The following is a 21,461-nucleotide window of genomic DNA, read 5'->3' on the forward strand; positions in this document are numbered from 1 at the left end:
CCGGGCCCGGCTGGGCGTTCGTCCTCGACGGGGCGAGCTTCGCCGTGAGCGCCGCGCTGCTCGCCGCGGTACGGGTGCGCAACGTCCGTGTGCCGGGGGGGGGGGTGTTTCCCCCCCCCCCCCCAGGGGGGGGGGCCCCGCGGCGGTCTGCAGGCGTTCGGGCAGCAAAGCGAGTGCTCCGCCGCCCGTGGCACCGATCAGCCGCAGGTCGGGGTACTTGTCCAGCCAGCCTGCGAACGCGACCATGGCCATGCCCATGGTGACGTCGCCGAACCGGCCGATCTGCTCGACGAACCCGATCTCGTCGACCTGCTCCGTGCCGATGGGTTCGGCCGGGGCGTGCACGAGGACGGGCACCCCCGCCTCGGCGGCCAGCGCGAAGAAGGAGTCGGCCCGTGGGGAGCCGAGCAGCTCCCCGTGGACGCTCGACGGGGTGATCAGACCGACGAAGCCGGGGTCCGCCAGAGTCTCCCTGACTCCGTCCAGGTGATCGTCGTCGCCGAACGGGTTGGCGTAGACATAACCGCGCAGCTGGTCCGGGAAGGATGCGATCAGGCCCGACATCCAGTCGTGGAAGCGGCGCAGCCGATCGCGCGGCTGTGCGAAGTTGTCGACACCCGGGACGCGTGCCATGGCGCCGGCACCGACCGGACTGCCGATGATGGTGAGGTCGATCCCGGCCTCGGCCCGGGCGGTGAGCATGCCGTCCACGTCGGTCAGGCTGGGGGGCATCGGGAAGCGTTGGGCGGCTTCCGGCGGTGAGAGGTGCCCGTGGATGTCGATGATCATGCGTCGGCTCCCCGCTTGGGTGAGAGTGCGCGGGCGACCGCGACGCAGTCCTTGTCACCGAGTCCCAGCTCGGTGGCGCGGGCATGGGTCTTCGCGCTCGCAGAGGCGAGCGGGAGTCGCAGTCCGGCCGCTGCCGCCTGGTCCGCGACCAGACGCAGGTCCTTGGCCATCAGACGGAGCCGGAAGTCCGGCTCGTCGAAGTGCCCGGAGGCCAGCCGCTTCGCCTTGAACGCCATGACGGGTGAGGCGAAGCCGCTGCCGGCGATGGTGCTGAGGACCCGGCCCCGGTCGAGTCCTGAGGCGTCGGCCAATTCGACGGCCTCGGCCAGTGCCTGCACCTCTATCCCCATCAGGAGGTTGAGGAGCAGCTTCATCCGCATCCCGGAACCGAGCCCGCCGAGGTGGACGACCTCCTTGCCGATCAGGTCGAGGAGCGGCCGTCCGGCGGTGAACACGTGTTCTTCACCGCCGACGAAGAGTCGCAGCTCACCGGTCCGTGCGTGCTCGCGGTTGCCCAGCATGCCGACGTCCATCACGGACGGCACGTCGTCGGTCAGCCGGACGACCTCTTCAGGAGCGACCGTGCTGGCGCACACCAGTGCGCCGGGATAGGGGCTCCGTGCCAGGATCCCGTCGGGGCCGCGGAGCACGGTCCCGAGGGCGTCGGCATCGGCCACGGTGCAGATGGCGGCACTCGTGCCCGCCACCGCCTCGGCGGGGTGCGCTGCGGGGTGGGCGCCGGCGCGGGCAAGCGGTTCGGTCCGTTCCGGCGAGCGGTTCCAGACCCGGACTTCGACGCCCTGGGCGAGGAGCCGGGCGGCCAGGCCAGAGCCCATCGTGCCGAGGCCGAGAACGGCGACGGGGCCGTCGGGGCGCGTCATGCGCTCACCCCCACGGTCTCCTGGATGACCCGGTACCGCAGCGACTGGGTCCCCTCGACCCACTGGCGCAGCGGGGCCACGAGTTCGCGGTGGTCCTCGCTCTGCTGCCAGGCGAAGAAGTGTTCGGGGGTCTCCCACTCGCTGGTGATTACCCACTGACGGGAGTCGTCGACGGGTTCTCCCAGTCGGTCGATCAGATGTCCGGGGACGCGAGCGACGGACTTTCGGATGCGCTCGTACATGTCCAGGAAGCCTTGTTCGCCGCCTTCGATGACCTTGACGGCGTACACGACGGACAGCTTGTCGGCCGAACGGCCGTTCTTCTCAGCGCTCATGTCTCCTCCTAGGGGTGAGAGCTGGTAGAGCACCTCTCCAACCGACTCATGGCTGTCGGTGCCCCGCAACTCCGGCCCGGACGGAGCCCAATCGGGGCACGGGCCCTACAGCGCTTGCTAGCCCGTCCGGGTGAGGGAGCAGTGACCCTCCGGGGCTGCTTCCGTGACCGGGGAGGACCATCGATGGGGTGGTGATTGCTCCTTGGCGGTTTCGGCCCTGGCGCCGGTGTTTCGCGCCGCTTTGCTCATGACCCGTCAGATCGTGTGTTCGAATGATCGGTCGGTCCTGCCCTGACGGAACCGGACCGTCCGCCGGCGGGAGCGCTCCGCGTGTCCAACGGCACGCGCTCGATCGCCACCATGGCGGCGTCGTCGCCCAGGTGTCCGCCTGCGTGGCGGAGCAGGTCGCTGCACAGGTGTGCGAGGAGGGCGTGAGGGCCGCTGCCCGACCAGGCGGACACCCGTTCGGCCAGGGGATAGAAGGAGCCGGATCCGTCGCGGGCCTCGATGACACCGTCCGTGTACAGCAGCACGATGTCCCCGGTCTCGAAGGGGAAGGTCTCGGGAGGAAATGGGGACCCCATGAACTGGGTGAGTCCCAGGGGCGGCGCCAGGTGCTCCACCTCGAGCGGGACGACGCGGCCACGGCGCAGCAGCAACGGTGGCGGGTGGCCGCAGTTGACCAGGTGGACGGCGGACTCGTCGTCGGGCACGTCCAGGACGGCCGCGGTGGTGAAGGCCTCGCCGGGGTCCTCGCCGTCCGCCGGTGCACCGCCGAGCGCCCCCGGGTCCGTCAGGTCCGATGAGACGGTGCCTTCCAGGTAGGCCACGAGCAGCGGCAGCTCGGCCTGGCGGTGCGCCGCGGCCCGGAACGCGCCGAGGAGGAGGGCTGCGTCCCCGATGGCTTCCAAGCCCTTTCCCCGTACGTCACCGATGATCAGTCTGGTCCCGTGCGTCGTGCGGGCGGCGGCGTAGAGGTCGCCGCCGATCTGCGCTTCGGCCTCGGCCGCCAGGTACACGGACGCGATGTGCAGCGGCCCGATCCGGTGGGGCAGGGGTCGCAACACCACCTGTTGCGCCGCGTCCGCCACCGACCTCAGCTGTGTCAGTTCCTTCTCGTGGCGTTCCCGCCGATGCGCGAAGAAGGTGACGATCACCGAGATCAGGATCAGCGCGATGAGCTGGAAGGTGTGGTTCAGGTCGGTGAGGTTCGTGCGCACCATGCCGACCAGCGCCTGGGCGAGCACCGCGGCTGCGCCGACGAGCGCCGTCGTGCGCGCCCCGGCGAAGGACGCCGTGATCGCAGGGGCGGCGACCAGGAAGGGCCCGAGATGGACCTCCGGTGGGGCCAGCACGTCGACCACCGTCACGACCGCGATCAGTGCGAGCGGCACCGCCAGCAGTGCGCGTTCCGTCCCGTGGGGTCGTTCCCAGCGGAGTCGTCCGGATCCCATGCACCCTGGATACCGCACCTCGGCCCGCACCGAGCGGCTCTGATCCGTGTGGCGGGCGGGCCCTTCGCGAAACCCTCGAAATCCCCGGATCCCCGGCCTGGACCGCCGGGCCCCACGGGCGGGGCGCAGGGGGCAGCCCGGTGCCCGTCGGCGACGGGGTGGCAGCGCCGCACCGGGCCCGGGAGCTCCGCCGGCGTCCGGGTTGGTCCCCTTGCCGGCACTCGATACGGTCGGTACATGCAACGGTTCGACGCCGTCCTGATCGATATCGACGGGGTCCTCACCGTGTCCTGGAAGCCTCTGCCGGGCGCGCTCGAGGCGTTCGGACGACTGCGGGCCGAGGGGGTTCCGCTGGCACTGGTGACGAACACCACCTCGCGCAGCCGGTCGTCCGTCGCGGGGCTCCTGGCCGGTGCGGGATTCCCCGTCGGGGCCGAGGACGTCTTCACCGCCCCGGCCGTGACGGCGGCGTACCTCCGGCAGCACTTCCCGGGAGCCCGCTGCCTGCTGCTCAACAGCGGGGACATCCGCGAGGACCTCGCGGGGGTCGACCTCGTGGGGCCCGATACCGAGCCGGACGTAGTCGTCGTGGGGGGCGCGGGACCGGAATTCGGCTACGAAGCGCTCAACCGCGCCTTCGCCCACCTCCAGCGGGGCGCCCGCCTGGTCGCCATGCACCGCAACCTCTACTGGCGGACGGATTCCGGGCTGCAGCTGGACACCGGCGCCTTCCTGCTGGGTCTGGAGCGCGCGGCCCGCACCCAGGCCGAGGTGGTCGGCAAGCCGGCGGGGCCGTTCTTCGACGCAGCGCTGGCCCACCTCGGCGCCGATGCCGCGCAGGCCCTGATGGTCGGCGACGACATCGAGTCCGACGTGTTGGCCGCCCAGCGGCACGGGCTCACCGGGGCCCTGGTGCGGACGGGCAAGTACCTGCCCGAGACCCATCAGTCCGCCTCGGGCACCCCGGACCACGTCCTCGATTCGTTCGCCGACCTTCCGGCCCTCCTCGACCACCTGTCGCACTGAACAGCCGGACCGGCCGCGGTGCACGTGTGCACGGGGCGCAACGGGCGGCACGCATGGTGCCGCCTTGACAGGCGTACGGCCGCGTTCTATCCCGGAGAGTGAGCGAGGTCTGCCCCATAACGGCAGGTGAGCGCGGTGTGAGGGAGCTGGTCTGTCGGCTGAGCCGAGTGGCCCGTCCCGCTGTGGGAGCGACCGCGAGCTGAGGAGAAGACCATGCCACGTGCAGTGGGTATCGACCTCGGAACGACGAACTCCGTCGTCTCCGTTCTGGAAGCCGGTGAACCGACCGTCATCACCAACACCGAGGGCGCCAGGACCACCCCGTCGGTGGTGGGCTTCGCCAAGAGCGGTGACGTACTTGTCGGCGAGGTCGCCAAGCGGCAGGCCGTCACCAACGTCGAGCGCACCGCCCGGTCGGTCAAACGCCGTATGGGCGAATCGGACTGGCGTTTCCCCGACCGGGGGGACATCGACGGGCGGAGGTACACCGCACAGGAGATCTCCGCGCGAGTGCTGCAGAAGCTCAAGCGTGACGCCGAGTCGTACCTGGGCGAAGACGTGACCGATGCCGTGATCACCGTTCCGGCGTACTTCAACGACGCGCAGCGCACCGCCACCAAGGAGGCCGGGAAGATCGCGGGCCTCAACGTCCTGCGCATCGTCAACGAGCCGACGGCAGCGGCGCTCGCCTACGGCCTCGACAAGGACGACCAGACGATCCTCGTCTTCGACCTCGGTGGCGGCACCTTCGACGTCTCGCTGCTGGAGATCGGTGACGGCGTCGTCGAGGTGAAGGCCACCAACGGCGACACCCACCTCGGTGGTGACGACTGGGACCAGCGCGTCGTCGACCACCTGGTGAAGCAGTTCAGGAGCGCGTACGGCGTCGACCTGTCCCAGGACAAGATGGCGACCCAACGGCTGCGCGAGGCCGCGGAGAAGGCGAAGATCGAGCTGTCGTCCTCGACGGAGACGACGATCAACCTGCCCTACATCACGGCCTCCGCCGAGGGCCCGCTGCACCTGGACGAGAAGCTCACGCGCGCCCAGTTCCAGCAGCTGACCGCGGACCTCCTGGAGCGCTGCAAGACCCCGTTCCACCAGGCGATCCACGATGCCGGAACCGAGGTGTCCGATGTCGACCACGTGATCCTGGTGGGCGGTTCGACCCGGATGCCCGCGGTGACCGAGCTGGTGAAGGACCTCACGGGCAGGGACCCGCACCGCGGTGTGAACCCGGATGAGGTCGTTGCCATCGGTGCGACGCTCCAGGCCGGTGTCCTCAAGGGTGAGGTCAAGGACGTCCTGCTCCTCGACGTGACCCCGCTGTCCCTCGGCATCGAGACCAAGGGCGGCATCATGACCAAGCTGATCGAGCGCAACACCACGATCCCGACCAAGCGGTCCGAGGTCTTCACGACGGCCGAGGACAACCAGCCGTCGGTGCAGATCCAGGTCTACCAGGGCGAGCGTGAGATCGCGGCGTACAACAAGAAGCTCGGGATGTTCGAGCTGACGGGTCTTCCGCCGGCGCCGCGCGGCGTGCCGCAGATCGAGGTGTCCTTCGACATCGACGCCAACGGCATCATGCACGTGACCGCCAAGGACCTGGGCACGGGCAAGGAGCAGAAGATGACCGTCACCGGCGGCTCGTCGCTGCCGAAGGACGAGGTCGACCGGATGCGTCAGGAGGCCGAGCAGTACGCGGAGGAGGACCACCGCCGCCGCGAGGCCGCCGAGACCCGCAACCAGGCCGAGCAGCTCGTCTACCAGACGGACAAGTTCCTCAAGGACAACGAGGACAAGGTGCCCGCCGAGGTGAAGACCGAGGTGGAGACGGCGGTGAACGAGCTCAAGGAGAAGCTGGAGGGCGAGGACACCGCGGAGATCCGCACCGCCACCGAGAAGGTCGCGGCCGTCTCCCAGAAGCTCGGTCAGGCGATGTACGCCGACGCGCAGGCCGCGGGCGGTGCCGGTGAGGCCGGCGCCTCCCATGCGAAGGCCGACGACGACGTCGTCGACGCCGAGATCGTCGACGACGAGAAGGACCAGAAGGGCGGCGCGACATGAACCGGCCGACCGGAGCCCATGGGTGCGGGCAACCGTTCCTGACGCTCGTCCCCGACCGGCCCGGCGAGCGCCGGCCGGACCCCGGGGCCGAGCGCGCCCACGGCGGGCGGGGCCGGGGCGACCCACCGGATGACGCACCGTCGGGGCGTGCGCGCGGGCCGGTCCGGATCCGGGGAGCCGGACCTCAGGAGGAACTGCATGAGCACGAGCGCGAGCGCACCGCGGAACTCACCGCCGATCTACAACGGTTGAAGGCCGAGTACGACAACGACCGCAAGCGGGTGCGCCGCGATCGCCAGGCCGTGCGCGAGATCGCCGTGGCGAACGTGCTCCGCCGGTTCCTCCCGGTGCTCGACGCACTCGCGGGTGCTGACGAGCAGGGCGAAGTCACTGGTGGGTTCGGGCACGTGGCCCGGTTGCTGGACGCGGAACTCGCATCGCTCGGGCCGGAAGCCGTCAGCGGGTTGGGGGAGTGTTTCGACCCGGTCGTGCACGAGGCCGACTCGTACCGAGAGTCGGACCGCGTCGAACGTTCTCCTGCTTGCTGTCCGCCGAGGCCCGCGGTCCTGCGCCTGGGCTACCGGGGCGGCGACCACCTGCTGCGTCCCGCACGGGTGGAGGTCACCGCACCGACGGCCGGGCCATGACGGCCACGCCGGACGCGATGCGCGCCTGGGTCGTCGGGACACCGGGCCCGATCACCACCGCGCCGCTGCGGCTGCTCGAGCGCGCAACGCCGCAACCAGGCCCGCACGACGTGCTGCTCCGCGTCCGGGCGTGCGGGGTCTGTCGGACCGACCTGCACCTGGCTGAGGGGGACCTGCCGCCGCACCGGGCGCTCTGTACGCCGGGCCACGAAGTGGTCGGAGAGGTGACGGCCGCAGGACCGGCCGTCAGCGGCTTCGTCGTCGGTGACCGGGTGGGTGCCGCCTGGCTGGCGGGGACCTGCGGCCACTGCCGCCACTGCCGCACCGGACGGGAGAACCTGTGTCCGAAATCCCGCTACACGGGCTGGGACGCGGACGGTGGGTACGCCGACTACGTCGTCGTCGACGCCAGGTACGCCTACCGACTTCCGGACGGGTGGAGCGACGAGGACGCCGCGCCGCTGTTGTGCGCGGGCATCATCGGCTACCGGGCGCTGCGGCGGGCGGACCTCCCGTCGGGCGGGCGACTCGGGATCTACGGCTTCGGCGCAGCGGCCCACCTGACCGCCCAACTCGCCGTCGCCCGCGGCGCCGAGGTCCATGTCGTCACCCGGTCACCGCGGGCCCAGGAGCTGGCGCGGGAACTGGGGGCGGCGTCGGCGGGGTCCGGCGAACCCCCGGTCGCGTTGGACAGCGCGATCCTGTTCGCCCCTGCCGGCAGCCTCGTTCCGACGGCCCTGGAGGCCCTGGACCGCGGCGGCACGCTCGCCGTCGCCGGTATCCATCTGAGCGCCATCCCGCCCCTCGACTACGTTCGGCACCTGTTCCAGGAGCGGACGGTGCGGAGCGTTACGGCGAACACGCGCGAGGACGGCCGTTCGTTCCTCCGTGAAGCGGCGAAACTGCGGCCCAGTGTGCGGGTGACGCGCTACCCCATGGCCCGGGCCGGCCGGGAGCTGGAAGACCTGGCCGCAGGACGCGTCACCGGAGCGGCCGTCCTTGTGGGGAAGTGACCGGCCGTGCAGTGACCGGCCGTGCGGTGACCGGCCTGCCGGGCCTTCCGGGCGGGATGAACGGTGGCAACGGACCGTCTCCCCAGCGGGGGCGTAATGTCCGACACACGTAGTTTGCCCCTCAAGGAATTGGGGAGCTTCCCGGTGGGGGATCACTCCGCACCCCGGAGGGAAACATGATCATTCTAGGACTCATCCTGCTCGTCGTCGGAGCCGTGGCCGACATTGGGATCCTGTGGACCATCGGCATCATTCTGGTCGTGATCGGACTCATCCTGTGGGTCCTCGGGATGGTGGGGCACGCCGTCGGCGGCCGTCGCCACTACTGGTGAGCGCGCGCCCGCGCGCGCCAGCCCCGGATCCGGGAGCGGCGGCGAGGCGGCGGGCGCACGTGGGGGCACCCCTCCTTCCGGCGTCCGATCGGCCGACACCCTTGTGGCCGCCGTGATCCAGACGCCGGCCACGACGTTCGCCGAACACAAGCGTGCCCTGGAAGGGGAGTGGAACCGCGGGGATACGGTCGGCACGGAGGAACTCCGCATGGCCCTGCAGAGGTACCGGGGGTTCTTCAGCCGTCTGCTCACCACTTGAGGGCCCGGCAGAGGAGGCGACTGGTGCACGTGGCGTACGTCCGGGTCGCGACGCTGCGGATCGAGCCCGGAACACCGGAGGAGTTCGAGAAGGCGTGCAAGCCGGCTCGACTCGAGCCGCGCACCCACACTCCCACGGAGTAGTTGAGCCCGGAGTAGTCGAGTTCGGAGTGGCTGGGCGCAGGCCCGGGCGCCGGCTCGCTCATGCTCCCGGGGGGCCGGGGCGGCGAAGCACGCGGGCCAGTACGAGGACCGTGTCGTCGTCAGGGGGGTCCGGCAACAGACGGGCGAGGATGCGGTCCGCAGTCGCGTCCAACGAGCTTCCCATGCCGCGCAGTTCGTCCCGCACGCCGTCCAGCCCGTCCTCGATGTCCCGGCCGCGCGCCTCCACGAGGCCGTCGGTGTAGAGCGCGAGGACGGATCCTTCGGGGAGTTCCGTCTCCATCGTCGTGAAGGCGTGGCCGCCGATCCCGAGTGGGACCCCGAGGACGTCGCTGAGGGTGACGACCCTTCCGCTCGGACGGCGTACCAGCGGCGGAGGGTGACCGGCACTGGCGATGCGGGCGCGCCCGGTCGACGGGTCGTACCGCACGTAGAGGCAGGTCGCGAGTTCGATGCCCGCTTCGAGGGCACAGGCATCGAGTTCGGCGAGCAGGTCCTCGGGTTCCAGGCTGTGCCTCGCGACCGCCTTCGTGGTGATGCGCAGCCGTCCCATCGCCGCGGCGGCGGGCACCCCGTGCCCCATCACATCACCGACGACCAGGGCGACCCGGTCGTCGGGCAGATTGATCACGTCGTACCAGTCGCCGCCGACCTCGGTGATGCGGCTGCCGGGGACGTAGCGGTGGGCCACCTCCACGTACGGGTTCGTGGCCAGCACGCTGGGCAGCAGGGCGCGCTGCAGGGTGAGGGCGATGTCCTGGACCCGGTTGTACAGGCGTGCGTTGTCCAGGCAGAGCGCCGCGCGGGAGGCGAGCTCGCCGGCAAGGCTGAGGTCGTCCTCGGTGTAGGCGGGCCGGGCCGCCGAGCGCCCGAACATGGCGATGCCCTGGACCGTGCCCCGGGCGACGAGGGGAGCAATGAGGATGTAGGCCAAGCCGCTGTCCGAGAGGAGTCGGGCGCGTTCGTGGTCCACCACGGTGCGGGCGATGAACTCGTCGTTGACCGGGACGCTGATCGGGCGGCCGGACAGCAGCATCCGGTGGATGGCGGAACCCGGCGGGTAGGTCACCTTCTCCAGCCTGCCGACCAGCTCGGTGGCGGTCGGGTTCAGCACGGTCCCCGAGGCGATCCGCCGGGTGAACAGCGGCAGTTTCGGGTCGAACGCCGCGGACTCGTCCATCCACTCCACGATTTCCACGACCGAGGCGTCGGAGAAGTCGGGAACCGCGACGCCGACCAGCTCCCGGGCGGTCTTCTCCACCTCCAGTGTGGTGCCGATCCGGGCGGCGGCCCGGTCGAGCAGTGCCAGGCGCCGGCGACCGGCGGTGGCTTCCATGATGGCCCGCTCCCGGTCCGTCACGTCCACCACCAGCCCGCCCAGCCCGGAACGGGTGCCGACCGCCTCGCTGAGCGGGAAGAAGCTCACCGACCGCACCTGGTCCCGGTCGGGGTGGCCGGCCGTGCGCATGCCCACCAACGCGCCCACGACGGGCCGTCCTTCCGCGGCGACCGTGCGCAGCATCCGCTCGTACTCGCCCTCGTCGGACGTGAGCATGATCTCGTCCACCCGTCGCCCGAGGTGGGCCTCGATCGGGAGGCCGTCCATGTCGGCGAGGGCCTGGTTCAGGTGGACGTACCGCAGGTCCTCGTCGAGCATCACCAGACCGATGGGACACGTTTCGAAGATCGAGTCGAGGAAGGCCAGGTTGTCCTTGACCCGGTCGAGTTCGTCGCTCCTGCTGGCCAGGGCCAGGACCACCGACCGTTCGTCCGTCCCGGCCAGTGGGAAGACCCGGAAGCCGCAGTGGAAGACCGCTCCGCTGCGGTGTCGTGCCGACAGACGACCGCGCCAGTAGCCGAGAGAGCGGCCCCGTTCGGCCAGACGGGCAGCCGTGTCCAGGCCGCCTCCCGTCGGGTCCGCGAAGAGGACACCGGCGGGGCTGGCGAGGGCGGTCGTGGCGTCGTGCCCGAAGAGGCGCTCCGCCCCGGGCCCCCAGTAGCAGATCCGGTCGTCGCCGTCGATGCCAAAGACCGCCACGGGCACGCGTTCGAGCAGGGAACCGGGCTCCGACCACAATGGGCCGGGAGCCAGCTCACCGCCCGACCGGTCCGTCGGCACCGTAGGCCTCCTTCGCCCCGGGCGCGCACCGCCCCGAACCGGCCACGGCACCGCGCGGCACGGGTCTCACACGCCGTCGTCATCCATTGTGCGGACATCGGCGGGCTGCGTCCGTCCGGAGGGCTCCTGCCACCCGTCGGCGACGCTCGGCTGCCTCCCTTCCGCGCTGGCCAGGACGCCTTCCGTGACACGGAGTGGCCGGAACGTTCCGGAACGCACCAGGGAGGGTGAGATCGGGCCGACCTCGGACTGCGTCGCCCGGCACCCGCCACAACCACCGGGGCGGTCCGCTGCGCACGAGTCCCGGGGACCCTCGTAAGCTGACCCGCTATGGATACCAGGGGGGCTGACAGACGCCTCATCGACGGACGTTTCGAGCTGCTGGGGCGGCTCGGCAGCGGCGGCATGGGCACGGTGTGGCGGGCCCGGGACATCATGCTGCAGCGCGAAGTGGCGCTGAAGGAGGTGCGGCCGTCGGATCCCGCGATGCAGGAGGCGGATCCCACCCGCTCGCGGATGCTCAGCGAGCGCGTGCTGCGTGAGGCGCGGGCGCTCGCCCGGCTCGCGCATCCCCATGTGGTCACCATCCACCACATCGTGGAGGGCTCGGACGGCCCCCACCCCTGGATCGTCATGGAGCTGGTCCGCGGGCAGTCGCTCCACGACCGGCTCGCAGACGGGCCGTTGACCGTCCAGGAGGCGCTCCGGGTGGGCAGCGGCGTGCTCGCGGCCCTTCGGGCGGCCCACGCGGAGGGGATCCAGCACCGCGACGTCAAGCCCGCCAATGTGCTCCTCCGACCGGACGGCAGTCCGGTGCTGACGGACTTCGGCATCGCCGCACTGCGCGGGTCCACCCACCTCACCGCCACAGGCGACCTCATCGGTTCTCCCGAGTACATCGCCCCGGAACGCATCCGCGGCGAGGAGGGGAACCCGGCCTCCGACCTGTGGTCTCTCGGCATGCTGCTCTACGTCGCACTGGAAGGGGCACACCCCCTGCGGCGCAGCACGACCATGGCGACGCTGGTCGCGGTGCTCGACGAACCCGTTCCGCCGCCGCTGCGCTCCGGACCGCTCACCCCCCTGCTCAACGCCGTGCTGGTACGGGACACGGCGGCGCGTCCGGATGCCGCGCAGTTGGAGCGGATGCTCGACGAGGCCGGGCGCGACGCCGTACCCCCCGCGACGCCTGCACCCGCGGCTTCCCCGCTCCCGGCTGCCGGGCCCGCAGCAAGTCCCGGAGCGGCGCGCGGTGTGACGGTGCCGCAGCAGGCCCCGGGGCCGTACGGCGTGCCGCCCGCCCACCTGCCCCCGACCCCGCCTCCCGGATTCGGCCCGCCGCCGGCGCCCGGCACCGTCCCGGACGCCCAGGTACCCGGTTTTCCGCCGCCGCACCGGCAGGAGCCGCAGCGGAAGTCCCGGAAGAAGCCCGCGATCGCGGTGGCCGTGGCCCTGGCGATCACCGTGGTGTCGCTCCTCGCCCTGGACGTCCTGCCGTTCCCCGGCGGCACGGCGGACGGGAAGGCGAAGGACGAGGCCACCGCCACCAGCGGGGCCGTGGAGGGCGGGAGTGGCCGGGGGACCGGAGCGGACACGGACGCGGGACGGTCGACCGGGACGACGCTGCCGCCGTCCAAGGAGACCAAGGACCTCCTCACGCCGAAGAACGTGCGGGAGGTGATCGAAGCCATGCAGGACACCGCGCACACCACCGAGTTCCTCGAGTTCACCGTGTACGAGGAGTACGCGATCGCGAGCGTGCCGGTCCGCGGCAGTCAGAAGAAGTACGACCGGTACGTGTACCGCAACGGTTACGCCTCGAAGGACGGCCCCGGGGGAACGGTCATCGGATCGGACGCCGGGCCGGTCGACGTCAGCAAGATCAAGTGGGACACCCTCCCGGCGCTGCTGAAGAAGGCCGAGGAGGAGCTGGGCGTCCCCGAGGCGACGATGCGCTACGTGATCGTGCGCCCGCCCTTGTTCGAACGGGTGCCGACCGTGAACGTCTACCGCATCGACGACTACGGCGGGACGGGATACCTCGCCGCCGACTTCGACGGCGCGGTGCTGAACAAGGTCGTCGCCGCCGACTGACCCCCCGCGCGGGAGAGCCCGAAGCCTCGTAGATTGATCAGGGAGCGGGGCCGTGGAACCGCACGAACGGTAGGCGCGTGATGGCATGAACCTCGACTACGCAGCGCTATTCGCCGCCACCCCGAGCCCCTACCTCGTGCTCGACACGGACTTCGTCATCGTCGACGTCAACCGTGCCTACCTGCTGGCGACGCTGCGTACCCGCGCGGACCTGGTCGGGAAGTACGTCTTCGAGGCGTTCCCCGACAACCCCGCGACCCCCGACATCGAGGGGGTGTCGAACCTCACCTCCTCCCTCCAGCGCGTGCTCTCCTCCGGGGAGGCCGAGTCCATGGCCCTGCAGCGCTACGACATCCCCCTCGTGGACCGGCCCGGAGAGTTCGAGGAGCGGTGGTGGTCGACGATCAACACCCCCGTGCACGGTGCGGACGGCAGCGTGGCGTGGATCATCCACAGGGTCGAGGACGTGACGGCCTTCATCCGTTCCCGCAACGCGCGAGCCGGACGCAGTGAACGGGAGGAGGAGATGGAGGCCGAACTCTACGTCCGGGCCCGCGAGCTGCAGCGGCTCAACGAGGAACTCCGCGACGCGCACGCCCGGGAACGCGAGGTCGCCGTCACCCTGCAGGAGGCCATGCTCCACGCGCCCGACCTGGACAGGCACCGCGACGTCGCCGTGCGCTACCTGCCCGCCGTCGGTTCCTTGAACGTCTGCGGCGACTGGTACGACGTCGCCGACCTCCCGGACGGCAGTTTCGCCGTCGCGGTCGGCGACGTCGTCGGCCACGGACTGGAGGCGGCCACGGTGATGGGAATGCTGCGCAGCGCGCTGAGCGCCGCCACCCGGTCCGGCGAGGGACCCGCGAAGGCGCTGGAGGTGCTCGGCCTGTACGCGCGGTCCGTGGAAGGGGCCCTGGCCGCCACGGCGGCCCAAGCGGTGATCGACACCGAGCACCGGGTGATCACCTACAGCAGTGCCGGACACCCGCCGCCCGTCCTGGTCCGTCCTGACGGCGGCTGCGAACTCCTGGACCGGGCCACCGACCCCCCGCTCGGCGCACGGCCCCATCACGTCGCCAGACCCCAGACCGCCCGAAGCTACGCTCGCGACGCCGCGCTCGTCCTCTATACCGACGGGTTGGTGGAGCGTCGTGGCGAGGACATCGACGTAGGGATCCGCCGACTCACCGACGCACTGTCGGCGAACCGCCGGCTGGGGGCGGAGCGGCTCGCCGACGCGGTCCTCGCGCGACTGGGCGTCAGCGGCGGTGCGGGGGACGACATCGCGCTCGTCGTCGTCCGGCTGTGACCCCGCGTCCCGGTGGACCGTCAGCCAGGCGAACCGCACCGTCTCGGGGCCGCTCCGGGGCCTCCGCCGCTGTTGCGCCGGGCGGGTGGCGGGCGGATTCTGGAACGTGATGAAACGGGCCGGTGAGGCGCCATGAGTCCAGGGAAGGCCGCCGGGGACGGCGAGTTCCGAAGCCCCCTGGACGTCACCAGGGCGGCTACCGTGGTGCTCGACGGCCAGGGTGTGGTCATCGGCTGGAGCGCCGCTGCGGAGCGTCTCCTGGGCTACGGGCCCCAGGAGGTCATCGGGCGACCGGTCGGAACCATCCTGGAACCCGCTTCCCGGCCCGCGGGCCGTCGCGGTCGCCCGGAAGCAGTGGTTCCGTCGCTCGTCGAGGAGAGCGACGTGTACGTGGCCGTCCACCGTGACGGGCACCGGCTGCTGCTCGCCGTCGCCGTCTGTCCGCTGGCCGGCGGGGGAGTGGCCGGACGCGTGCTGGTGGCGACCGAGCGCGAGGGGCTCATCCTGTGGGAGTCCCGGCTCGCCATGCTGCACGGTCTGGCCACCCAGTCGCCCGTCGGCCTCGCCATCCACGACACCGACCTCCGGCTCACCTGGTGCAACGCCGCCTACGAGGAGGAGATCGGGCGGCCGTTCTCGGCGTTCCGGGGCATGCGGGGCGACGAGCTCTACCCCGGCGGCAGGTTCGTCACGCCGGGGTACCCCGAAACGCTCGACGCGGTCATCCGGCACGTGCTGGAGACCGGTGAGCCGTTCCTCGACCTGCACTTCCTGGGCGAGCAGCCGAGCGACCCCGGCACGGACCACCTGTGGTCCTGTTCCTACTACCGGTTGCAGGACCCCGGCGGCTACGTGTTCGGCGTCTGCGAGGACGCATTCGACATCTCCGACCGGTACGAGGCGCAACGGCAGTTGAACCTGCTGGTCGAAGCCGGCCGTCACATCGGGACGACCCTGGACGTCGTCATGACGACGCAGGAGCTGGCCCGGGTGGCGGTGCCCGGGTTCGCCGACACCGTGGAGGTCGACATCGCGGCGGCGGTACTGGACGGTGAACTTCCCAGTGGCGCAGGGGAGGAGGGACTGGAGCTCATCCGGACGGCCCGCCGTTCGACGGCGACCACCGGGCCGGGAACGGAGACCGCCGGGCCGCTGTTCCGGCAGGACCGGACGGTGGTGTATCCGGTCGGATCGCCACAGCACCGCAGCCTCGCCTCCGGCGGGCTCGTCCGCGACGACGACACCATGGTGGTGCCGTTGCGGGCCGGGGGACACGCGCTCGGACTCGTCACCTTCGTGCGGGTCGGCGGGTCGGCGGCCGTGTTCGACCGCAGCGCCGTCGCCCTCGCGGACGAACTCGTCACGAGGGCCGCGGTCTGCATCGACAACGGGCGCCGGTTCACCCGTGAGAGGGCGGCGGCACTGGCCCTCCAGCGGCAGCTCCTACCGCAGCACCTCCCGTCCCACTCGGCGGTGGACCTTGCCCATCGGTACCTCCCCACGGACGACGTGACGGGAGTGGGAGGCGACTGGTACGACGTCATCCCCCTGTCGGGGACGCGGGTGGGGCTCGTCGTCGGGGACGTGGTGGGCCACGGGCTGCACGCCGCGGCCACCATGGGACGGTTGCGCACGACCGTGCGGGCGCTCGCCCCCATGGACCTGCCTCCGGACGAACTCCTCAAGCGCCTCGACGACCTGGTGGGGCAGGCGGCGGAGGACCGCACGGGCGCCGCAGGGGCGCCGGCCGAAGGCGTCGACGACGTGGCGACCGGGGCCACCTGCCTCTACGTGGTCTACGACCCCGTGTCACGGCGCTGCACCATGGCGCGTGCGGGCCATCTGCCCCCGGCGATCGTCCACCCCGACGGCGGACTCGTCTTCCCGGACCTCCCCGTCGGCCCGCCGCTCGGGGTCGGTGGTGCGCCGTTCGAATCACTGGAGATCGAGCTACCGGTCGGCAGCCTGGTGGCGATGTTCACCGACGGTCTCGTGGAGAACCGCGACCGGGACGTCGACCTGGGTCTCGAAACCCTGAAGGCGGTGCTCGGCGACGGCCGGGGGTCCCTGGCGGACATCTGCGACCGCATCGTCGCCGAACTGCTGCCGGAAGGCATGACGACCGACGACACGGCGTTGCTGGTGGTCCGCACCCGTGAGCTCGACGGCCACCGCGTCGCCACCTGGGGCCTTCCCGCCGAGCCGGTCGCGGTCGGCCACGCCCGCGAGGTCGCGGCCGAACGGTTGCGCGACTGGGGGCTGGAGGAGCTGGTGTTCTCCACCGAACTGATCGTCAGCGAGCTGGTCACCAACGCCGTCAGGTACGCGGAGGGCCCGCTGTCCCTGCGCCTCATCCACGACCGTACGCTCGTGTGCGAGGTGGCGGACGCCGGTCACACCTCACCCCATCTGCGCCACAGCGCCGCCGACGACGAAGGCGGCCGGGGGCTGTTCATCGTCGCCCGGCTCGTCCAGCGCTGGGGGACGCGCTACGGCCGCTCGGGCAAGACCATCTGGACCGAGCAGGCACTGCCGGGAGCCGACGGCCGGACGGCTGCACTCGTGTGAGGCGGGGCGCCGCATCGTCGCCCCGGCCGGGGGGAGCGGGATCCTCGCGCCGGGGACGGAGGGTGGGTAGCGGACCGTGCCGCCGTCGGTCGACAGAACAGGACGCGCACTGCCGGGGACTGACGCCGCACGCGTCCCCGAGCAGGACGCCCGGCGTCAGCGGGCGAGCGCGAGCACCATCAGCCGGTGCCAGTCCAACCGCGGCCGCGGCCTCGGCACTCCGGGGCGGGTGCGCGGTACCCGGACCCGCAGCGCAGCCGGTCTGATGAGGCAGTGCACCGGTGCGGGCAGGGTGAGGGCCTCACCGTCCACGCCCACGTGGACCACGGGCCCGTCGGTGTCGACGACGACTTCCCGGGCGGTGAACACGGTGAGACCGGACGACCGCTCGCCGCCCAACAACTGCGCCGCCTGCGCCGCACTGTCGACGGTGATGCCCACGACGCCGAGCAACCCGGAATCCAGTCGGTCACGGCGTGCGACGGCGGTCCGGTCCCCCATCCGGTAGGGGTTGTTGCTCACCAGCACGGCTTGCGGCGAGGCGAGCGTGGTGCCCGCGGCCCGTACGGTCAGCACCGGTCCGGCTCGGTGCGTCAACACGTCCGGGAAGAGCTGGAGGGCCGTGCGCAGCTTGTCGTCGCGATAGGCGTCGCTGCGCACCACGGAGGCGTAGGCACCGAACGACGCGTTGTTCACGAACACCCGCTCGCCGATGAGTCCCAGGTCGACCGTGAGCTCGACGCCGTCGGTGAGGGCGTCCAGGCTCGTCGCCGGGTCGGTGCGGTCGAGCCCGAGGTCCAGGGCGAAGTGGTTCCTGGTTCCCGCGGGAATCACCATGAAGGGGACACCGTGCTCGGCCGCCACGGCGGCGACGAGGGCCTGCGTGCCGTCGCCTCCTGCCACGCCGAGCAGGTCCGCACCGTTGGCCACGGCTTCGCGGGCCAGCGCAGCGACGTCGGTGTGCCGGGCCGGATCGAGGAGCGCGGTCCTGGCCCCGGCGCGTTCCGCCTTCTCCTGCAGGCCGAAGCGCTCGACCTTGCCGCCTCCGGAACGAGGATTCATGATCAGGAAGGGGCGTTCGGGAGCGGGTGCCGTGACCGCCGGCCGACCCGTTCGGCGTACGTCGGCGGCCAGTGCCTCCCAGCCGGCGCAGGTGGCCAGTGCCCCCAGTAGCAGGCAGAGCACGACCACCCACAACAGCCCCGAGCGGACGTTCAGCCAGATCACGACGCCGGGCACCGCCAGTGCGAGCGCCGCAGCGCACCCCCGCGCGGGGCCGCGCCGGGTCAGCGCCCACCACACGGCGGCCGCGGTGACGGCTGCCCCCGCAAGCCCGACCAGCATCAGGCCGACTCCCCGAAGCCCGCCGCCCACCAGGAGCAGCGTGATCGCGGCCGTGGCGGCGACGAGGGCGAGGAGTGCCCACCGGCGCTGTGTGCGGACCGTGCGGGCCGGCTGGCCTTTGCCGTCCATGTCACCTCCGGTCTCCCTACGGCCATTGCACAACCGGTGGGGCCGGCCCGCCTCCCCGGGCGGCACCCACTCTCCGGGCGGCACCCGATGGCGATCTTGACGGGGCGCTGCGATCATGAGGGTCCTGACCGACGCACAACGGTGGGACCCATGGCTGAGGAAGCCGAGCTGAATCCGAGCGGGGACCCGTTGCTGGCCGCGAAGTTCGCGATGCCCGCCGTACCGCAGACCTTCGTGGCGAGGCAGCGCCTGGTGGACCGGCTCACCGAGGGCACACGGGGTCCGTTGACCGTGATCACCGGCCCGGCCGGTGCGGGCAAGACGACGCTCGCGTCCTCGTGGGCGCAGGCGGAGGCGGCGCCGGGCCCCGTGGTCTGGCTCACCGTCGAGAGGGGGGACAACGCCCCCGGAGTCTTCTGGGCGTACGTCCTCGGGGCCTTCCGCTACCACCGGGTCCCGCTGCCCGGGGGCATCGGCAGTCCCGCCAGGGCGGACGACGTCGACCACGCGCTGATCGTCCGGCTCGCAGCCGCGTTGGCGGAGCAGCCCGAGCCCGTCGTCCTCGTCCTCGACGGCCTCGAACACGCAGCAGCCGCGGGCGTGGCGACCGATCTGGAGTTCGTCCTGGCCCATGCCGGGCCGTCCCTGAGGCTCGTCCTCACCGGCCGGGTCGATCCTGCGCTCCCGCTGCACCGCTACCGTGCGGAAGCCCGGATCTGCGAGGTCCGGAGATCCGAGCTGGCCTTCACACCTCGTGAGGCCGCCCAACTGCTGCGCCGCCACGGACTGACGCCCCCGCAGGAGGACGTCGGCGTGCTCACCGACCGCACCCAGGGCTGGGCGGCGGGACTCCGGCTGTGCGCCCTGGCCATGCAACGGGCCGAGGACACCGAGGACTTCGCCCGGTCGTTCGCCGCGTCGCAGAACGCCGTGGCCGACTACCTGATGGCGGAGGTGCTCGATGCCCAGTCGGCCGAGACCCAGGACCTGCTCGTGCGCACCAGCGTCCTCTCGCACATCCACCCACGACTTGCCGACGCACTCACGGGACGGGAGGACTCCGGGCCCGTCCTGGCCCGGCTCGCGCGCGAGAACGCGTTCGTCGAGCCGATCGGTGACACCCCCTGGTACCGCTGCCACCCCCTGTTCGCCGAAGTCCTGCGCGCCCATCTGCGCAGCCGGTCCCCTTCGCTCGGCACCCGTATGCACCGGGAAGCGGCACACTGGCTCGCCCGTCACGACAGGTTGACGGACGCCCTCGAACACGCCGCGGCGGCGGAGGACTGGGAGTACGCCGCGGCCCTCCTCGTCGACCGGCTCGCCGTCGGCCGCCTGCTCACCGGGCCGGACAGTCACCGCCTGGAACGGCTCTTCAGCGGTATGCCCGTCGGCGTGTCCGGGGCCGCCCCGGCACTCGCCGCCGCCGCGTGTGCCCTCGCCTGCGGTGACGTCGAGGAGGGCCGCAAGCAGCTCGACGGCGCCCAGACCGCTCCGTCCGGCCCTGACGACGACACCGAAGAGGTCCCCGAACGGTCGCTGACCCGGGCACTGCTCCGACTGCTCGCCGGCGCGCCGGCCGAACCGGGCACCGAGGCGTCGGGCGACACCGGTCCCTGCCCCGCGGACCATCCCGACCGCGAGGCGCGCGCGGCCATGTCGCGCGTCTCCGGAACCCGGCTCGCGCAGCACCCCGAGATCGAAGCGCTGTGCCGCTACGGCAGGGCCCGGGCCTTCCTGGCGGCGGGCCGACGGGGCGAGGCGCGGCAGGCATTCGACGAGGCCCTGGCCGCGGCCACGGATGCCCGGACCCTGACGGTCCGTTATCACTGTTTGGGCGCCCTCGGCCTGGCCGAAGCCGTGGACGGCCTGCTCCAGGAGGCCGCTGCACACGCCGGTGAGGGGTTGAAGACCGCGGAGGAACACGGCATTCCGGTCGGTCACCGCACGGCCCTGTGCCATCTTGCGCTCGCGACCGTCGCCTCGGGCCGGGGCGACCTCCAGGGCGCACGTCGGCACCTCGAGGCCGCGGGAGGCACGGCCCAGGATCCGCTGGCCGCGGCCGAAGGGGCGGTCCTCCGCTCCCGTCTCGAACTGGCGCACGGACGGACGGAAGCCGCTCTGACAGCGCTGGAGGACGTGCCGGTCGCCCCCGGCGCGCCGTACGGCGGGGGCGAAGCCGCACGCCGGGTCGCCGTCGCCCGCTCCGTCGTACACCTCGCCCGGGGTGACGCGGACGCCGCCCGTGCCGCGCTGCGCCACGCCCCCGGCCGGGGGCCCGCCCACGTCATCGCCTCGGCGGGCGCCCACTTGGCTGGCGGCGACCCGGAAAGGGCACGCCGTCTGCTGGCCCGGCTGGATCACGAAGGAATCGGTCCTGGCGATCGGGTCCGCGCGCAGCTCGTCGAGGCCCGGGCCGCGACGACCGAGGAGGACACAGCCCGTGCGGTGGTGCTCCTCGGCCGAGCGCTGCGCACCGCACGCCCGCAGCAACTGCGCGAGCCGTTCTCCGAAGCCGGCCCATGGCTCCGCCACCTGCTCGCGCGCGCGCCCGAACTCAGCTCCGCGCACACCTGGTTGACCGAACGCGGCACGGATTCCGGTGGCCGGCACGGCTCCACGGCGGCAAGCGAAAACCCACCGCTCCTCGTCGAACACCTGAGTCCGCGCGAATGCGATGTCCTGCGGTGTGCCGCGCAGATGATGTCGACGGAAGAGATCGCGGCGGAGATGTTCGTGTCCGTCAACACCGTCAAGACGCACCTGAAGAGCATCTACCGGAAACTGTCGGTGTCCCGTCGCAACGAGGCGGTACGGCGTGCCCGGGACGCCGGACTGATCTGACGGCCGCTCCCGGCCGCGCCGGTGCCCCCGGCACGTGGCCGGCGGGGTCACCTCCTCCGGGTGATGCGCGGCGGGTCCCGCGCCGTGGAG

At 71.9% G+C, this 21,461-nt stretch carries 16 protein-coding genes; 10 read left to right on the forward strand and 6 right to left on the reverse strand.

Annotation, left to right across the window (positions count from 1 at the left end):
* The 4 genes from ACFXOM_RS24335 to ACFXOM_RS24350 all read right to left on the reverse strand — a co-directional run.
* Positions 1 to 789 (reverse strand): amidohydrolase family protein (locus ACFXOM_RS24335; RefSeq protein ID WP_385039252.1); only part of this gene is annotated, 789 nt, incomplete at its 3' end.
* Complete coding sequence (locus tag ACFXOM_RS24340) at positions 786 to 1,670, reverse strand: NAD(P)-dependent oxidoreductase (protein WP_384943247.1); 885 nt, start codon at positions 1,668 to 1,670, stop codon at positions 786 to 788. The genes ACFXOM_RS24340 and ACFXOM_RS24335, both read right to left, overlap by 4 nt.
* The gene (locus ACFXOM_RS24345) at positions 1,667 to 2,005 is read right to left on the reverse strand and encodes an antibiotic biosynthesis monooxygenase family protein (RefSeq protein WP_384943249.1); all 339 of its coding nucleotides are present in this window, start codon (positions 2,003 to 2,005) and stop codon (positions 1,667 to 1,669) included. The genes ACFXOM_RS24340 and ACFXOM_RS24345 overlap by 4 nt, the downstream gene beginning before the upstream one ends.
* Before the next feature lie 245 nt (positions 2,006 to 2,250).
* Entirely contained in the window at positions 2,251 to 3,459 is a 1,209-nt protein-coding gene (locus ACFXOM_RS24350; RefSeq protein ID WP_384943251.1) for a PP2C family protein-serine/threonine phosphatase, read from the reverse strand.
* A 237-nt stretch (positions 3,460 to 3,696) separates the two neighbouring features.
* Here ACFXOM_RS24350 and ACFXOM_RS24355 point away from each other — a divergent pair, with 237 nt between their 5' ends.
* The 6 genes from ACFXOM_RS24355 to ACFXOM_RS24380 all read left to right on the forward strand — a co-directional run bounded on the left by ACFXOM_RS24355 (position 3,697) and on the right by ACFXOM_RS24380 (position 8,806).
* A complete protein-coding gene (locus ACFXOM_RS24355) occupies positions 3,697 to 4,485 on the forward strand; it encodes an HAD-IIA family hydrolase (RefSeq protein WP_384943253.1) in 789 nt (262 codons plus the stop codon).
* A 213-nt stretch (positions 4,486 to 4,698) separates the two neighbouring features.
* Complete coding sequence (dnaK, locus tag ACFXOM_RS24360) at positions 4,699 to 6,555, forward strand: molecular chaperone DnaK (protein WP_385039254.1); 1,857 nt, start codon at positions 4,699 to 4,701, stop codon at positions 6,553 to 6,555.
* Positions 6,552 to 7,202, forward strand: coding sequence for a nucleotide exchange factor GrpE (gene grpE, locus ACFXOM_RS24365; RefSeq protein ID WP_385039257.1), 651 nt, complete (start codon positions 6,552 to 6,554; stop codon positions 7,200 to 7,202). The genes dnaK and grpE overlap by 4 nt, the downstream gene beginning before the upstream one ends.
* Positions 7,199 to 8,215 carry a zinc-dependent alcohol dehydrogenase family protein gene (locus ACFXOM_RS24370; protein WP_385039260.1) on the forward strand — a complete coding sequence of 339 codons (1,017 nt, stop codon included), beginning with the start codon at positions 7,199 to 7,201 and terminating at the stop codon, positions 8,213 to 8,215. Before grpE ends, ACFXOM_RS24370 begins: the two co-directional genes overlap by 4 nt.
* A 176-nt stretch (positions 8,216 to 8,391) precedes the next feature.
* Complete coding sequence (locus ACFXOM_RS24375; protein WP_384941117.1) at positions 8,392 to 8,547, forward strand: DUF6131 family protein; 156 nt, start codon at positions 8,392 to 8,394, stop codon at positions 8,545 to 8,547.
* A 112-nt stretch (positions 8,548 to 8,659) separates the two neighbouring features.
* The gene (locus ACFXOM_RS24380; RefSeq protein WP_384941119.1) at positions 8,660 to 8,806 is read left to right on the forward strand and encodes a hypothetical protein; all 147 of its coding nucleotides are present in this window, start codon (positions 8,660 to 8,662) and stop codon (positions 8,804 to 8,806) included.
* Between the two features lie 201 nt (positions 8,807 to 9,007).
* Here ACFXOM_RS24380 and ACFXOM_RS24385 read toward each other — a convergent pair whose 3' ends face one another.
* The gene (locus ACFXOM_RS24385; RefSeq protein WP_384941123.1) at positions 9,008 to 11,086 is read right to left on the reverse strand and encodes a SpoIIE family protein phosphatase; all 2,079 of its coding nucleotides are present in this window, start codon (positions 11,084 to 11,086) and stop codon (positions 9,008 to 9,010) included.
* 330 nt (positions 11,087 to 11,416) lie between these two features.
* Between ACFXOM_RS24385 and ACFXOM_RS24390 the strand changes: the two genes are divergently transcribed.
* The 3 genes from ACFXOM_RS24390 (at position 11,417) to ACFXOM_RS24400 (ending at position 17,057) form a co-directional block, all read left to right on the forward strand.
* Positions 11,417 to 13,180 carry a serine/threonine-protein kinase gene (locus tag ACFXOM_RS24390; protein WP_384941125.1) on the forward strand — a complete coding sequence of 588 codons (1,764 nt, stop codon included), beginning with the start codon at positions 11,417 to 11,419 and terminating at the stop codon, positions 13,178 to 13,180.
* 85 nt (positions 13,181 to 13,265) lie between these two features.
* The gene (locus ACFXOM_RS24395; protein WP_384941127.1) at positions 13,266 to 14,489 is read left to right on the forward strand and encodes a PP2C family protein-serine/threonine phosphatase; all 1,224 of its coding nucleotides are present in this window, start codon (positions 13,266 to 13,268) and stop codon (positions 14,487 to 14,489) included.
* A gap of 132 nt (positions 14,490 to 14,621) precedes the next feature.
* Positions 14,622 to 17,057 carry a SpoIIE family protein phosphatase gene (locus ACFXOM_RS24400; RefSeq protein WP_384941129.1) on the forward strand — a complete coding sequence of 812 codons (2,436 nt, stop codon included), beginning with the start codon at positions 14,622 to 14,624 and terminating at the stop codon, positions 17,055 to 17,057.
* 156 nt (positions 17,058 to 17,213) lie between these two features.
* Here ACFXOM_RS24400 and ACFXOM_RS24405 read toward each other — a convergent pair whose 3' ends face one another.
* Complete coding sequence (locus ACFXOM_RS24405) at positions 17,214 to 18,530, reverse strand: diacylglycerol/lipid kinase family protein (RefSeq protein ID WP_384941131.1); 1,317 nt, start codon at positions 18,528 to 18,530, stop codon at positions 17,214 to 17,216.
* A 150-nt stretch (positions 18,531 to 18,680) separates the two neighbouring features.
* Here ACFXOM_RS24405 and ACFXOM_RS24410 point away from each other — a divergent pair, with 150 nt between their 5' ends.
* Positions 18,681 to 21,371 (forward strand): LuxR C-terminal-related transcriptional regulator, encoded by a 2,691-nt coding sequence (locus ACFXOM_RS24410; protein WP_384948598.1) that lies wholly within the window; start codon positions 18,681 to 18,683, stop codon positions 21,369 to 21,371.
* Positions 21,372 to 21,461 lie beyond the last annotated feature (90 nt).

The sequence above is a fragment of the Streptomyces sp. NPDC059169 genome, assembly GCF_042755225.1.
Taxonomy (GTDB): Bacteria; Actinomycetota; Actinomycetes; order Streptomycetales; family Streptomycetaceae; genus Streptomyces.

What these genes read in the sequence shown, in the direction of transcription:
- ACFXOM_RS24340 (WP_384943247.1), bottom strand. Translation starts at nt 1,670, where the DNA reads ATGACGCGCCCCGACGGCCCCGTCGCCGTTCTCGGCCTCGGCACGATG.
- ACFXOM_RS24345 (WP_384943249.1), bottom strand. Translation starts at nt 2,005, where the DNA reads ATGAGCGCTGAGAAGAACGGCCGTTCGGCCGACAAGCTGTCCGTCGTG.
- ACFXOM_RS24350 (WP_384943251.1), bottom strand. Translation starts at nt 3,459, where the DNA reads ATGGGATCCGGACGACTCCGCTGGGAACGACCCCACGGGACGGAACGC.
- ACFXOM_RS24355 (WP_384943253.1), top strand. Translation starts at nt 3,697, where the DNA reads ATGCAACGGTTCGACGCCGTCCTGATCGATATCGACGGGGTCCTCACC.
- dnaK (WP_385039254.1), top strand. Translation starts at nt 4,699, where the DNA reads ATGCCACGTGCAGTGGGTATCGACCTCGGAACGACGAACTCCGTCGTC.
- grpE (WP_385039257.1), top strand. Translation starts at nt 6,552, where the DNA reads ATGAACCGGCCGACCGGAGCCCATGGGTGCGGGCAACCGTTCCTGACG.
- ACFXOM_RS24370 (WP_385039260.1), top strand. Translation starts at nt 7,199, where the DNA reads ATGACGGCCACGCCGGACGCGATGCGCGCCTGGGTCGTCGGGACACCG.
- ACFXOM_RS24375 (WP_384941117.1), top strand. Translation starts at nt 8,392, where the DNA reads ATGATCATTCTAGGACTCATCCTGCTCGTCGTCGGAGCCGTGGCCGAC.
- ACFXOM_RS24390 (WP_384941125.1), top strand. Translation starts at nt 11,417, where the DNA reads ATGGATACCAGGGGGGCTGACAGACGCCTCATCGACGGACGTTTCGAG.
- ACFXOM_RS24395 (WP_384941127.1), top strand. Translation starts at nt 13,266, where the DNA reads ATGAACCTCGACTACGCAGCGCTATTCGCCGCCACCCCGAGCCCCTAC.
- ACFXOM_RS24400 (WP_384941129.1), top strand. Translation starts at nt 14,622, where the DNA reads ATGAGTCCAGGGAAGGCCGCCGGGGACGGCGAGTTCCGAAGCCCCCTG.
- ACFXOM_RS24405 (WP_384941131.1), bottom strand. Translation starts at nt 18,530, where the DNA reads ATGGACGGCAAAGGCCAGCCGGCCCGCACGGTCCGCACACAGCGCCGG.
- ACFXOM_RS24410 (WP_384948598.1), top strand. Translation starts at nt 18,681, where the DNA reads ATGGCTGAGGAAGCCGAGCTGAATCCGAGCGGGGACCCGTTGCTGGCC.